General features: G+C 70.7%; 18 protein-coding genes and 1 pseudogene. 6 read left to right on the top strand and 13 right to left on the bottom strand.

Annotated features, from left to right (window positions below; all coding sequences use genetic code 11):
- Positions 1 to 46: 46 nt before the first annotated feature.
- The 4 genes and pseudogenes from ABEA24_RS06920 to ABEA24_RS06905 all read right to left on the bottom strand — a co-directional run.
- Entirely contained in the window at positions 47 to 1075 is a 1029-nt protein-coding gene (locus ABEA24_RS06920; protein ID WP_345429818.1) for a zinc ribbon domain-containing protein, read from the bottom strand.
- Positions 1075 to 2046, bottom strand: a complete 972-nt coding sequence (locus ABEA24_RS06915) for a hypothetical protein (RefSeq protein ID WP_345429817.1) — start codon at positions 2044 to 2046, stop codon at positions 1075 to 1077. The genes ABEA24_RS06920 and ABEA24_RS06915 overlap by 1 nt, the downstream gene beginning before the upstream one ends.
- A gap of 184 nt (positions 2047 to 2230) precedes the next feature.
- The gene (locus tag ABEA24_RS06910; protein ID WP_345429816.1) at positions 2231 to 2794 is read right to left on the bottom strand and encodes a YkgB family protein; all 564 of its coding nucleotides are present in this window, start codon (positions 2792 to 2794) and stop codon (positions 2231 to 2233) included.
- Positions 2795 to 2964: 170 nt separating this feature from the next.
- Positions 2965 to 3174 (bottom strand): annotated as a pseudogene (locus tag ABEA24_RS06905) (DUF5999 family protein); the annotation flags it as partial.
- A gap of 173 nt (positions 3175 to 3347) precedes the next feature.
- Between ABEA24_RS06905 and ABEA24_RS06900 the strand changes: the two are divergent.
- Together ABEA24_RS06900 and ABEA24_RS06895 are read left to right on the top strand one after the other, a co-directional pair.
- Entirely contained in the window at positions 3348 to 4001 is a 654-nt protein-coding gene (locus ABEA24_RS06900; RefSeq protein WP_345429815.1) for a sigma-70 family RNA polymerase sigma factor, read from the top strand.
- Positions 3998 to 4219 (top strand): hypothetical protein, encoded by a 222-nt coding sequence (locus ABEA24_RS06895; protein WP_345429814.1) that lies wholly within the window; start codon positions 3998 to 4000, stop codon positions 4217 to 4219. The genes ABEA24_RS06900 and ABEA24_RS06895 overlap by 4 nt, the downstream gene beginning before the upstream one ends.
- Before the next feature lie 93 nt (positions 4220 to 4312).
- Here the strand turns inward: ABEA24_RS06895 and ABEA24_RS06890 are convergent, their stop codons facing one another.
- Positions 4313 to 5158 carry a patatin-like phospholipase family protein gene (locus ABEA24_RS06890; protein ID WP_345429813.1) on the bottom strand — a complete coding sequence of 282 codons (846 nt, stop codon included), beginning with the start codon at positions 5156 to 5158 and terminating at the stop codon, positions 4313 to 4315.
- 420 nt (positions 5159 to 5578) lie between these two features.
- On the opposite strand from ABEA24_RS06890, the gene ABEA24_RS06885 reads away from it, so the two are divergent.
- Together ABEA24_RS06885 and ABEA24_RS53450 are read left to right on the top strand one after the other, a co-directional pair.
- Positions 5579 to 6055: a recombinase family protein gene (locus tag ABEA24_RS06885; protein WP_345429812.1), complete on the top strand. Its 477-nt coding sequence runs from the start codon at positions 5579 to 5581 to the stop codon at positions 6053 to 6055.
- Positions 5974 to 6210 carry an ArsR family transcriptional regulator gene (locus ABEA24_RS53450; protein WP_425551164.1) on the top strand — a complete coding sequence of 79 codons (237 nt, stop codon included), beginning with the start codon at positions 5974 to 5976 and terminating at the stop codon, positions 6208 to 6210. Before ABEA24_RS06885 ends, ABEA24_RS53450 begins: the two co-directional genes overlap by 82 nt.
- 158 nt (positions 6211 to 6368) lie before the next feature.
- On the opposite strand, the gene ABEA24_RS06880 is transcribed toward ABEA24_RS53450, so the two are convergent.
- From ABEA24_RS06880 to ABEA24_RS06860, 5 genes are all read right to left on the bottom strand, one after another.
- A complete protein-coding gene (locus ABEA24_RS06880) occupies positions 6369 to 6701 on the bottom strand; it encodes a YciI family protein (protein WP_345429811.1) in 333 nt (110 codons plus the stop codon).
- A 68-nt stretch (positions 6702 to 6769) separates the two neighbouring features.
- Positions 6770 to 7624, bottom strand: a complete 855-nt coding sequence (locus ABEA24_RS06875) for a LysR family transcriptional regulator (protein ID WP_345429810.1) — start codon at positions 7622 to 7624, stop codon at positions 6770 to 6772.
- Between the two features lie 118 nt (positions 7625 to 7742).
- The gene (locus ABEA24_RS06870; protein WP_345429809.1) at positions 7743 to 8588 is read right to left on the bottom strand and encodes a TIGR02452 family protein; all 846 of its coding nucleotides are present in this window, start codon (positions 8586 to 8588) and stop codon (positions 7743 to 7745) included.
- A gap of 66 nt (positions 8589 to 8654) precedes the next feature.
- Entirely contained in the window at positions 8655 to 9221 is a 567-nt protein-coding gene (locus ABEA24_RS06865) for a GNAT family N-acetyltransferase (RefSeq protein WP_345429808.1), read from the bottom strand.
- Positions 9222 to 9230: 9 nt separating this feature from the next.
- Complete coding sequence (locus tag ABEA24_RS06860) at positions 9231 to 9647, bottom strand: winged helix-turn-helix transcriptional regulator (protein WP_345429807.1); 417 nt, start codon at positions 9645 to 9647, stop codon at positions 9231 to 9233.
- Between the two features lie 131 nt (positions 9648 to 9778).
- Here ABEA24_RS06860 and ABEA24_RS06855 point away from each other — a divergent pair, with 131 nt between their 5' ends.
- Positions 9779 to 10705: an NADP-dependent oxidoreductase gene (locus ABEA24_RS06855; protein WP_345429806.1), complete on the top strand. Its 927-nt coding sequence runs from the start codon at positions 9779 to 9781 to the stop codon at positions 10703 to 10705.
- A 51-nt stretch (positions 10706 to 10756) separates the two neighbouring features.
- On the opposite strand, the gene ABEA24_RS06850 is transcribed toward ABEA24_RS06855, so the two are convergent.
- Positions 10757 to 11182: a nucleoside deaminase gene (locus ABEA24_RS06850; protein ID WP_345429805.1), complete on the bottom strand. Its 426-nt coding sequence runs from the start codon at positions 11180 to 11182 to the stop codon at positions 10757 to 10759.
- A complete protein-coding gene (locus ABEA24_RS06845; RefSeq protein WP_345429804.1) occupies positions 11179 to 12048 on the bottom strand; it encodes an LLM class flavin-dependent oxidoreductase in 870 nt (289 codons plus the stop codon). Before ABEA24_RS06845 ends, ABEA24_RS06850 begins: the two co-directional genes overlap by 4 nt.
- A 93-nt stretch (positions 12049 to 12141) precedes the next feature.
- Here ABEA24_RS06845 and ABEA24_RS06840 point away from each other — a divergent pair, with 93 nt between their 5' ends.
- Entirely contained in the window at positions 12142 to 12600 is a 459-nt protein-coding gene (locus ABEA24_RS06840) for an Lrp/AsnC family transcriptional regulator (protein WP_345429803.1), read from the top strand.
- Here ABEA24_RS06840 and ABEA24_RS06835 read toward each other — a convergent pair.
- Complete coding sequence (locus ABEA24_RS06835; protein WP_345429802.1) at positions 12564 to 12758, bottom strand: hypothetical protein; 195 nt, start codon at positions 12756 to 12758, stop codon at positions 12564 to 12566. The genes ABEA24_RS06840 and ABEA24_RS06835 overlap by 37 nt on opposite strands.
- Positions 12759 to 12835 lie beyond the last annotated feature (77 nt).

Genomic DNA, 12835 nt, shown 5'->3' with positions numbered 1-12835 from the left:
GACCTGCGACGCCGTGCCATGGGACCGCCGGTACCAGCGTCTCTGATCAGCTTAGGGATCCGTAGTCAGATTGGAGCGTTGTGACTGGGGGATCTGCCCACCGTGGTGGGGTGGCGTGGGCGTGCAGGTGGAAGCCTGCGCCCAGCGCCGCTCCCTTGGGCCGATGCCGTGACCGGTTCCGACGGGTGGTGGGGGTGTTTGAGCTGATCGTGTGCACGGGTGTGCGCACGCCCTGGTACCGGCAGGCCGCGCGAGGCAGCTTGCGGTCCGTGTGAGCGTGTCCCTCCGGACGCTGACCCGCCGACCTTTGAGGGCCGGGGATGGAGGGTGCCCCGCGTCGCCTGGGCACGGGGCGTGAGGATCGGCGCGGGGTCGGCCCCGTCTTGGACCGCTCACCCCCGCTGGCCTGATATTGCTCAGGTGCGGTCGGGGTGACGACCGTGCCCGTTTCGAGTACGTCGATCACGCGGGGGATGGCCATCTGGCCGGTGGCGCGGTCAACGGTGGTGTTGTGCTGGTGCGTCAGGCCACGGGCGGCGATGCGCCGCCAGGCGCCCTGGTCCCGGTCGCCCTGCCAGCCGCAGTCGGGGCTGGGGCAGATCGCCCACTTCCACCCAGGAGTCGTGGGCCGGTCGGGCGCCTTACAGTGCCGCAGCGGCATCAAGCAGTGCGGGCAGTGCTTGGAAGTGTTGCGGGCCGGGACGGTGACCACGGCGATACCGACCTCGGCGGCCAAGTGCCGCATGTTACCGACGATCTGCCCCCGCACCGCTTGGGATAGCCGGGTGTTGAGGGTGCGGCCCATGCCCTTGGCCTCCATCGACCGCAGATCCTCCACATAGATCACACTCGCCCCCGCAGCGATCGCCTGATCCACCACCCACCGCGCCGCGGACCAGGCCAGCGCGTCGTTCAGCCCCGACCGGCGATCGGCCACATGCCGACGTTCGGCCGTCAGCACGGAGTGCTTGGCGGCCAGGTGATGGCCCTCCTGGCCGCCGATGAGGCGAGCGTAGGTATCGGTTTTGGCATGCAGGTGTTCGCCGTGACGGCGCAGCCGGTGCTGACGGGCCATCACCCCACCGGCCCGGAACATCGCCCCGCCCCGAGCGCGGTGATACGCCCATCGTCCTGACGGTGCACCGCGCCTGCCGACAGCAGGGTGTTCAGACCCCAGTCGACCCCCAGCGCCGTCGTGTGGCCCTTGCGTTGGGTTTTGGGGACGGGGTGGGAGAACGCCAGGTCCGCGTGCGTCCTATCGCCGCGCGGCCCGGTGGTGGGGCGGAGAGTGGGCAGGTGCAGCACCGCATCCGGCGGGACGGTCGGCGGCAGGGTGATCGGGCAAGCCACCCAGGTCCAGTCGGCATACGAACGCGGATCCGGGCGGACGGGCAGCTGCAGCCGCAGCAACGCCCTGGCCGGGTCGTCGTCGGCGCGTTCCAGGGTGGCCTGCTGGCGGTCCACTGCGGCCAGCACCAGCATCCGCGCCGCGTTCGGCGGGTCTTCCAGGTCGAACACATCGACCGGAAGCCGTGCATTCTCGTTGAGAAAGGCGGTGATCTGTCTGGTGCGTGCCTTGATCACACTGCTGGGCAGGGATCGGGCGTCGGGGATCGCCTCGCGGACGGCGTCCCATTCGGTCAGCGTGCGCCTGTCCGGATCGGCGGGCCAGGTCGCCAGGATCCCGGCGACCATCTCGGCGCGGTGATGCGCACCACGCAGGATCCGCCCGGCCTGTTCTTGCGCCATCCGCACGATCCGATCATTGACCCGCACCCCCTCAGGCGCGGTCACGCCCCAACCCAACCGGCGCAACGCCATCCACGCATTCGACGGCAACACACGGCCCGCATCATCAACCCCGGAGGCCAGCCTCGCTACATCATCGACGTTCCAGTACTCGGCCAGCAGACCGGTGGCCATCCCAGCGACCAGGTCCGCGACCCAGCCCACCCGCTCGGCCACCACCCGGGCCGTGACCACTTCTCCGGTCTTCTCATCCACTCCGCTGCGCAGCAGCACGCGGGCGGTCGCGGTCCGGGCCATCTGACCTGCGGCCAACGCAAGCTTACGGCTCATGCGACACGACCGGACGACGTGCAACCATGCATGTACGCACAGTAGCGATCCGTATTCGCATTCCGCTTGGTGATTCGAAAATCCGAGCGAGGAAAGCCCGTCAGGGCGCCGACCGCCCATGGGCGAAGCACTATCGCGGTACACCCGGCACTCACGATCTTTCGGCCGTGGTGTGGCGCGCAACCTGGCCGTTTGGTGGGGTGTTATTCACGCGTTTCGTTCGGGCGGCCTCGAGTGAGTCGCCCAGGGTCCATAGCGCCACGCCGATCAACACGAGGTCCTTGAGGAGGAACTGCCCAGGTTGAGCCGATAGTACGGGGAACCCGTCGGCGAAGGTGTCGACGACCCCTGGGGTGGTGAATAGGAAGCTCAGCGTTCCCAGGAACAGCATGACCGCGAGAGCGCTGCCTATGGCAGAGACCCTGGGCCAGAGCAGGTGAACAGCGATGAACACTGCGGCGATAATCTCCATGCTTCCCAGTGCATTCGCGACCGTCCTATAACTCAGGAAGTCGTACAGCCAGCCCAGTAGGGGGCTGTGTTCGATCAGCACTCGGCTTTCCATTTTGACGTATTTTCCCGCACCGATCCACGCCAGGACAACGACTAGTCCATATCGGCTCACCAATCGACCGGCTACTGCAATCCGGCCGCCGGCTCTTTCCAGTGATGCCGAAATATTTGACACGTTTGCCATGATGATTCCTCTCGCCATGGAGCTTGATCGTTCAGGGACAATCGATCGGAGGCCCGCGCTTCGGCTCAGTACGGAAGCGTGCGGCCTGACGGCGTGCGCAGGTCAAGGTCGGCGGTGGGCTCCCGGCGCCGCCGCCGGACCTTGACATGGATCTGGCGCATCTCAGGTTCTCCTTCCCGACGGGGCCCTCATTGAGCCGCAGCGGCGTTCAGGGCTGTTGCCATGAGGGCGGCTCCGTGGTCGACGACGCGGCGGTCGGGGAGTAGTTCGCCGGTGTCGTCGAAGACGACGACACCGTTACACAGCAGGCTCCAGCCCTGTTCGGGGTGGAGCGCCACGACACGGGCCGCTGCCCGGTTGCGGGCGGTCGCCGCCGGACACTGGGGACGGTGCGGGCACCTGCCCTTGGCTGTTCGATGGGATGCAGATGTTCGCGGCTTCGATGCGGTCCTGCCGCCCAGTGAGTTGGTCATGTCTTGTTGGCATCGCCGCCGCGCAGGGTCTTACCTGCGAATTCTTCGCTCGCGGGTGGTGGCTAGCATGAAAGATATGGGTGACGCCGGAGCGCGCCGTGGATGAGATCTCGGCCACCCGTGCCTGCCTCGATGCCGAGTCGGGTGAGTGGCTGCGGGTGCTCACCTGCGGTGGGGCAGAGCAGGAGGCAGCCGTGGGGCGGCTGCATGGACTGCTCCTGCGGATCGCCAGGAACGAGGTGCGAAGGCGCGGTGTTCAGCTGCGCGTCACCGGCCCTGAACTGGACGATCTGGCGTATCAGGCCGCGGCCGACGCGCTGTTGGCCATCACCTCCAAGATCGGTGAGTTCCGCGGTGAGAGCCGGTTCACGACCTGGGCCTACAAGTTCGTGATCCTTGAGGTGTCGGTGAAGGTCGGGCGGCATTTCTGGCGACGTTGCCCCGCTGTGCCGTTCGAAGGTGCTGACTGGGAGCGTCTGCCGGATCGGTTCGGCTTCGACCCGGCCAGGGAGTCGGAGTGGCGCGATCTGCTCGCCGCACTACGCCGGGCCGTGCAGGAGAAGTTGACCGAACGGCAGCGCCGGATCTTCGTCGCGATCGTGCTCAACGGTGTTCCGCTGGACGCCTTGGTCCTCCAGCTCGGCTCTAACCGGAACGCGATTTACAAGACGATGTTCGAGGCCAGGCGTAAGCTGCGGGCCGCGCTCGTCGCGAACGGTTATGTGGACAGTGACCTGTCGAGGCGCTCATGAACGGCTGGGCGGAACTGGACCGCTTCCTGCACACCGACCCACAGGACGTGGGGTGCGACAAGGCGATGGCCATGCTCCACGTCTACGTCGAGCTGGTGGCGCAGGAAGCCGGGGCCGAGCAGCGCTACCCGGGCATCGCCGCGCACCTGCGCGCGTGCGGCCCGTGCTCGGAGGATTTCGAGGGGCTGCTGGCCGCGGTATGCGGCCAGCTGGACTGAGGAGCCCCAGACGCCTCTGACCACGGGCCAGGTCACCAGTATCCGCCGGCCCAGGCTTCATGGTCGTTCTTGTGCGTGGGATGGGCAGACCGGTCACGACCGCGTTCCGGTAATGGCCGCAACGCCTGGCCGTCCGCCACCATCCCGGTGGACATCCAGCCAGGCGCGAACCAGCCGCTCTCCCTCTTCGATCAGGGCGGGTGTGTCACGGAAGTCGAAAGGGTTCACCGTCTCGAGTCTGGGTGCGGGCAGCATCCAGACCTCATGATGGGCGACGGCGACCGCATTCACTGAGGCGTGGTCCAGCAGCTGGCTCAGCGCGCGCAGTGCGACCGGCACCGCGCCATGCGGGACGGACTCAGGCGCGCATCGGCCGAGGGAGGGCAGCACGTAGCTGATGTCCGCGCCCAGAGCATCGGCTTGCAGTACGGGGGTGGCCGCGGCGATCCCGCCGTCGTAGAGCAGCCGCCCGCCGACGTCGACAGCAGGGAACACGCCTGGCAGCGCGCTGCTGGCAAGCAGCGCCTGCACCGTAGCTCCCCGGGAGAGGATGACCGGGTCCCCGCCGGCCAGATCGGTCGCCACCACGTGCGCGGGCAGCGCCAAGCCGTCGAAGGTCGTTTCGCCCAGCTCACGCTCCAACAGCCGCCGCAGCGCCTTCTGAGAGGAGACCCCGCTGCCGCGGCCCACCAGCGCATGCGCCAGGCTCCACGCCGATACCGGGAACACGTTCTTGCGCTTCACCGAGTACCAGAGCATCTCCAGACGCTCGATCTGGGCCAATGTCGGCTCCAGCGCGAAGCAGACCGCGTTGATCGCTCCAGCCGAGGAGCCCACCACCAGATCGGGCCGGATTCCCGCCTTGCTCAGGGCACGCAACATCCCCACCTGCGTGGCGGCAACGCTACCGCCACCCTCGAATACGAAAGCGGTCCGCATACCAATCTCCTCCCTCGCTTCGGCACCCACCCGGTCCATCGGTCAGGTGATGCCTCCGTTCGGTCGCGCAGAGCCTGCGTCGCGCTCAGCGATGCTGGTTCGGCCCGATCAGGGCCCCGGTCGATGATGGCCGCGGGCAGACTGCGGGCCGCTTTGGCCGACATGCCCGCGCCGGTCACCAGCGCGGCCCTGCCTGAGTGGTCATGTGTTGTTGGCGTCGCAACCGTGCGGAGTCTTACACCGGAACTCTTCGCCGATCTCCCACACCGCCACCGACAAGGGCACGGGCGGATCACGGGCCCACCAGGTGCCATCTGCGCAGTTTCCGCAGGCCGCGGCGGACCTGCTCCGATAACGCCGCCTATCTGGGAGGAAACCTCAGATGGCGGCTGGAGGTAACTCCCTCCGATCTGCCTCAAGGTGTTCGACGAGAAGACCAGCGGCAAGCTGAGCACCGACGACCGGCCCGCGCTGCTGGACGCGCTGTCCCACATCCGCGACGGCAACATGCTGACCGTCCAGGAGGTCGACCGCCTCGGCCGCAACCTGCTCGAAGGGCTGATCGTCCTTAACGACCTGTTCCAGCGCGGCATCGCGGTCAAGGTACTGGAGGGCATTGCGGCCGGCGAGCACACCGAGCGTTCCCTGACCCTGGATCTGGCCTTGGCCCTGTCGGAGGACCGGCGCCGCGACATCGTCCGCAAGACCAAGAACGGCCTGGATGCGGCCCGCCGCCGGGGCCGGGTCGGCGGTCGACGCCCGGTGGTCGACGACGACAAGCGCGCCGCGATCCTGGCCCGCAGCCAGCGCAGAGAATCCATCCGCACCATCGCCACCGGAGTCAAGGTCTCCATCGGCGTCGTCCACAAAACCCTCAAGGACGCCAACGCCTCGTAGACCGCCCCAGCGACTGCGGCCCGCGGCCCCTTTCTCCCGTATTCCGGCCGCACCCGTACACCGTCGCCCAGATCGCCGCCGAGTTCGGCGTCACCCGGCCCACCATCTACCGGCACCTCGCCACCACACCCTCGCAAGATCATTCTCAGCGATAACGGCTGTTCCTGGGTTCCCCAATCCCGTACTGCGCGACCGACCTGAACGGCCACACCGGTCACATCAGCGCCGAGGAGGGCGGCGCGCACATCGCCGGCCAGGTCACCCTCCCCGAGGACGGCCCGACCGGGGTGTTCCTGAACGAGAACGGCGGCACCTATCCCTGGTGACGTCCCGGCCCGTCCGAGGAATCGAGCGGCGGTGCGGAAGGGGCGAGGCCGGGCAGCGCCCAGCGGGTCGGCTCGATCTCGATCACCTCGTAGGCGACCGCGCCGGTCTCCAGGAACGGATCCTCGGCGATGATCCGCTCGACCGCCGCGCGGGAGGCGGCGCGGGCGAGGATGACCCCTCCGACCCGGGGCACCCGGCGACCGGTCAGCAGGAACGTGCCGGCCGCGACGTGCCGGTCGACGTACGCGTAGTGATCGGGCAGGACCCGGTCGAGCCGGTCCAGGGCCCCGTCGCGGTAGTTGAGCATCAGCAGGAACATGCGGCCAGGTAAACCCGCGTCGCCGCGCGGCGTCCACGAGGCGTCGCCTCACGCGGATGAGGCGGCGCCTAACGGGCCAGGCGGCGGGCGATGCCGGCCGGGCCGGAGTGAGGGACGTCACCCGGCCACGCCAGCGCGTACCGCAGCCGCGGCGGCTCGGGGGCCAGCGGCCGCCACACGAGCCCGGGCCCGGTGTCCCAGGCCGGTCGCAGCGCGATGACCGGGTCCCCGCAGGTCAGCTCGGCCAGCACGATGGCGCGGCGGGCCCGTACGACCCGCTGCCGCGGCCGCCATCCCGCGCGATGACAGGCCGCCAGGACGTCGTCGTGATAGCCGGGCGCCAGGTCCCGCCGGAACCACAGCAGCTCCTGCCCGCCCAGATCCGCCCAGTCGACCACCGCGCGGGCGGCGAGCGGGTGCGCGGCGGCCATCAGCACCCCGAGCGGTTCGTCGTGGATCACCGCGGTGACCAGCCCGCCGGCGTCCTCCACGGGCAGCGTGAGCAGACATCCGTCCAGTTCCCCGTTCTGTACGCGGGACGGCTGCTCGCCGCTGGGCAGGTCCTCGAACCGCACCGGAGCGCCGCAGGCGGCCTCCCGGAGCCGGCGCGGCAGGTCCGGCGGCACCCCCGGCGGGACACCGATCACGCACGCGCGGACCGGCGCCGCGGCCTCGCGTACCGCGCGGGCGGCGCGTTCGGCCGCGGCGAGAGTGCGGCGGGCCTCCGGCAGCAGCGCGTCACCGGCCGGGGTGAGCGACATGCCGCCCGGTGTCCGGTCGAACAGCCGCGCGCCGAGCTCGCGCTCCAGGGCGCGGATCTGCTCGCTCACCGACGGGGAGCGCAGGCCCAGCCGCTCGGCGGCGCGCCCCAGGTGCTGCTCGTCGGCGACCGCGCAGAAGTATCTGAGCTGCCGCAACTCCACGCGGCGAGGGTAGCCGACCCGCCACCGGCCGAGGCCGGGGCAGCCGCCTTCTGCCGCTGGGGGCCAGAGGCCGCCGCCCGCCGTCTGCCGCTGACCGCGTCACCGCGACGCGGGGAGCTCAGGCCGGATGCGGTGTCTCGGCCGCGAAGCGGGCGGCGAACGCCGCGCGGTTGGCCGAGTCCGGCTTACGGTCCCAGACCGCGAAGACCACGTGGTCGAACACGGAGCGGAACTCCCCGCCCGCCGTCAGATGCGCGTGGAACGCCGCGGCGACCTGACGCGGATCGTTGCGGAACACCCCGCATCCCCACGCGCCCAGGACCAGCCGGCGCGCGCCGTGGTGGGCGGCCACGGCCAGCACCCGCCCCGCCCGGTCGTGCAACACGCGCGGGAGCCGGTCCCGTACGGCCGGGTCCCGGCGCAGCGCCTCGCCGGCGTTGGGGGCGGGACAGGTCAGGAACGACACCGGATACGGATCGGCCAGCAGCTCGCCGTCGTCGCCGCGGTGCACGGGCACGTCGGGCGACCAGATGACGCGGTGGCTGTAGAGCAGGTCGGGGGAGGCGCGGTGCGCCTCGTAGTAGTCCGGGGCCCGCAGCAGGCAGTGGTATAGGAGGGAGTGACGGCACAGGTCCTCCTCCTGCGCGCGGGCGCCGCCGAGGTAGCCGCCGCCGGGGTTGCGGGCCGAGGCGAAGTTCAGCACGGCGATCCGGCCGGTGCCGGCGAGGTGGAGCCGCCGGGCCGCCTGCAGGCTGCCCTCGGCGGTCACCTCGACACGGGTCCGGTCACCGTCCCGCGGGGCGGGCGGCGCGATCCGCGCGTCGGCAGGGTGACTCACCGTGCCCGCCATCGCCGCCTCCAGGGCGGGGCCCACGGCCACGACGGTGCCGTCCGCCGTGGTGTACCGCCCGTCGGCGGCGACCTGCGCGTTGTCCGCCGCGTACCGGCGCAATCTGCTACCCACGGACGGTGATCGTACGGCGTGCGGGCCGGCGCGATCGAACGGTTTTCCCGCCGGCCGCTCCGCGCGCTACCCCGCCTGGCGGGCCCGCCACTCGTCCTCGAGCATCGCGTAGATCACCTCGTCGGTCCACTCACCCTTGACCATCTCGTTCTGCACCAGGTGCGCCTCGCGGCGCATGCCGAGGCGTTCGAGCACGCGCGCCGAGGCGGTGTTGCGGCCGTCGATGCGGCCCACCACGCGGTGCAGGCCCAAGCCTTCGAACCCCAGGCGCAGCATCACCGCGGCGGCCTCGGTCGCGTATCCATGGCCGCCGTGGTCGGGGTGGAATATGTAGCCGACCTCGCCCTGGCGGTGTGCGCGGCTGGTCCAGAACAGCACGACGTCCCCGACGAGCGCGCCGGTCTCCGGCAGGACCACCGCCAGCTGCAGCGCGTCGCCCTCGTCGGCGAGCACCGAAGAGCGGATCTTCTTCTCCAGGGCCTCGCGGACCTCGTCGCGGTCGCGGGCGTCCCAGTACAGGTAGCGCGCCACTTCCGGCCGCGAGTGGATGTCATAGAGAGTGTCGAAGTCGTCGGGGGTGTAGGGGCGCAGCTGCAGACGATCGGTGACGATGGGGTAGTCGGGTTTCAGCACCACTCGATCTTAGGGAGTGCCGTCCCGGGCGGTGTCGTAGCGGCCCCGGGACCTGGCGACGTACTCCCGGTGGTCATCGGCCCACCGGATGAGCGCGGCCACCTGATCGGACAGGGTCGCGCCGACCGGGGTCAGCGCGTAGTCGACGCGTGGCGGCGAGGTGGGGGTGACGGTCCGGTCGACCAGGCCGTCGCGTTCCAGGCTCCGCAAGGTGAGCGTGAGCATCCGCTGGGAGATGCCGTCGATGGACCGGTGCAGCTCGGAGTAGCGCTGAGGCCCGCTGCCGAGCAGATCCATGATCAGCACACTCCACTTGTCGCCGACCCGGTCGAGAACGTCCCGCAGCCGGCAGATCGGATGCTCCTCGCCGATCGGCTCACGCACATCGGTGTGCGTTCCGCTGGTCAAAGTGCCTTCTTCCGCCATCGGGCCATTGTGGATCACACTCTCCTCGCGAACAAGAAGTGACCAGCGCACAAAAAGTGCGCGGCCCGTGGGCGGCCCCGTGCCGGACTGCCCCCGCCGGGCCGGTGTTCCCTGTCGAGGAGTGATCACAGATGCGTGCAATGGCGTTCTCCGGCTTCGGCGAGCCTCTCGTGCCGGCCGATCTGCCCAGGCCCGAGCCGGGGCCGGGAGAGGTCCTGGTCCGGGTCCTCGCCTCGTCCGTCAACGGCTTCGACCTCGGATCGCTCGGCGGGTTCCTCAAAGGCGCCTACGAGTACGAGTTCCCGGTCGTTCTCGGCAAGGACTTCGCCGGCGAGGTGACCGCCACCGGCTCCGAAGTGACCGCCGTGGACGTCGGCGACCAGGTGTTCGGTGTGGTCATGCGGCCGACCCTGGGGCAGGGCGGCTTCGCCGAGTACGTCGTCGTCAACGCGGAGTACGGCCTGGCCCGGATCCCCGACGGGCTCGGGCACGCCCGCGCCGGCGCGCTCGGCCTGGCCGGCACCGCGGCGCTGAACGCGGTGGACTCCGTCGCCCCTCGCGCCGGTGAGACCGTCCTCATCTCCGGGGCGACCGGCGGCGTGGGCGCGTACGCCGTCCAGTTCGCCGTCGCGCGGGGCGCGACCGTCATCGCCACCGCCGCGCCCGGCGCCCAGGCCGCCTTCGTCACCGCGCTGGGGGCCGCCTGGACCGTCGACCCCGCCGACCTGACCGCGCAGGTCCGCGCCGTCGCGCCGGACGGGGTGGACACCGCGCTCCACCTCGCCGGCGACGGCCCCACCGTCGCCCGGTTGCTCGCCCGGGGCGGGCGGATGGCCTCCACCGTGCACTTCACCCCCGACGAGCCCGCCGAACGCGACATCAAGGCCACCACCGTGATGTCCGACCCGAACCCCGCGACCTTGACCAGGCTCGCCGCCGACGTCACCGAGGGACGGCTGCGGGTCCCGATCGCCCGCACCTACCCGTTGGCCGAGGCGGCCCAGGCCGTCACCGACTTCACCGCCGGGACGCTCGGCAAGCTCGCCGTCACGATCTGACCCGGGAACGGCGGCCCGCCACGACGCGGCCCGTGCCACGCCGGGATTTCATCAGTGGTAGAAGCCCTCGACCGGGACACGAGCCTCGTCGTACAGCGCCGGGCCCTCCTGCGGTACCTGCGGCCAGTCACCGCCCGGCTTGAGCCCATTGAGCTGGTCGGTGGCCAGCGCGAACACCACCCGGCCCAGGCCGGAGCGCTGGATGGCGCCGTAGCACATCGTGCAGGGCTGGCAGCTGGTGTACATCGTCGTGGCCGCCACGGTCGCCGGGTCCAGCTCGCGGGCCGCCCACCGGGCCAGCTTCAGCTCCGGGTGGGCGGAGATGTCGCGGTCGCTCGTGACGGTGTTGTGGTCCTCGGCGAGCACCTCGCCGTCCGGGCCGACCAGCAGCGATCCGTAGGGGGCGTCCCCGCTCGCGCGGGAGCGGGCGGCCAGCTCGATGGCCCGGCGCAGGAATCCCTCGTCCTCAGGTGTCACTGTCTCTCCGTTTCGTGAGGCGCGCCCAGGTCCCAGTGGTCGGCCACGGTCGCGAGCGCCCGCCAGGCCGTCTGCGGGCACAGTGTCTCGGCCGGGTCCCCGCCGAACGGGTCGAGGACGACGGTGTCGGCGCCGAGCAGGCGCAGTTGTTCGAGGTCGTCGACGATCTGCGCGATGGAGCCCTCCCCGGCGACACGGTCGGGGCCGGGGATAGGGGAGTCGGTGAGCCGAAGGAGGATCCGCGGGGTCAGCGCGGGCACCGGGCGTTCCAGCTCGTCGGCGAGGGCCTTCATCCGGCCGGCCGCGTCGCGCAGCCGGGAGAGGGTGAACGTGCGCAGCGGGTGCCACGCGTCGCCGAGCAGGACCGCCCGGCGCATGCCCACCTCGCTGTTGCCGCCCACCCAGATCGGGATCGGGCCGCTGCGGTAGTCGTCCTCGTCCGCCCAGGCGGCGCGCAGGGCCCGCAGATGGCCGTCGGTCAGCCGGCCACGCCCCTCGAACGGCACCCCGAGCGCCGCGAACTCCTGGCGCGCCCAGCCCACGCCCACTCCGAGGACGAGCCGTCCCCCGCTGATCCGGTTGAGGTTAGCCGCCATCCGGGCGACGAGCAGCGGATGCCGGTACGGCACGATGAGCACCGAGGTCCCGAGCCGGACCCGCTCGGTGACGCCCGCCAGCCACGACAGCGTGGTGAACGGCTCGTAGAACGGAGCCGGGTACTGCTCGGCGACGTCCGGCGTCACCGCCACATGGTCGGAGATCATCAACAGGTCGAAGCCGAGGGCCTCCACCGTCCGCGCCCAGCGGCACAGCACGTCCGGATCGGTCCCGGGCCCGAAGTTCGGTATGTTCACCCCGATTCGCATGAGTCAACGCTAGCGAGGCGTTCCGCCGCCCTGGAAGAGATCGTTAACGGTGTACGAGGCGGGATGCCGTGGTTCTGCCGGTATATTCGCCGGATGGCCGAGGATCTCGACGAGACCGACTGGGCGATCCTGGGGGAGCTGCAACGCGACGGCCGGCTCCCGCTCACCGAGCTCGGGCGCCGAGTCAGCCTCAGTGCCTCGGCGACGACCGAACGGGTCCGGCGGCTGGAGTCGCTGGGTTTCATCGCCGGATACCGCGCCGACGTCGACCTGGCCAGGCTCGGCTTCACCGTGCTGGCGCTGGTGCGCCTGAAGTACCCCGGCAGCCGCCACGAGCCGCTGCGCCGGCTGCTCGCCGAGCGCACGGAGATCCTCGAGTGCCTGCGGACCACCGGCGAGGACTGCTACACGCTCAAGGTGGCCGCCGGATCCATGGCCCACCTCGAACGGCTCGTCGACGAGCTCGCGCAGTTCGGCAGCACCACCACCAACGTGGTCTACAGCCAGACGCTGCCCTATCGCGGGCCCTCCTCGCCGCCGTCGGCGGACTGACCTCCACGGCCTGGCAGCAGCCCGGCGACCAGTGCGCGCAGGCCGTACACACAGGTGTCCTCGTCGGCCGGCGCGGACCAGCGCCGGTTCAGCGACGCGAGCCGGGGCAGCGCCTCCGCGTCGAGCCGGCTCCGGCGGCCGCTGCCGGCCGAGCCCACCGCCTCACGATGAGGGGTTGATCTAGAGCCGACTCTAGCTCCTAAGGTACGGGGCGGAGCAGGGCCGCCTGCCGGTT

The sequence above is a fragment of the Actinoallomurus vinaceus genome, from assembly GCF_039542055.1.
GTDB classification, from domain to species: domain Bacteria; phylum Actinomycetota; class Actinomycetes; order Streptosporangiales; family Streptosporangiaceae; genus Actinoallomurus; species Actinoallomurus vinaceus.
The sequence above is the reverse complement of the archived record's forward strand: the minus strand, read 5'-3'. Positions and strand labels throughout refer to the sequence as shown.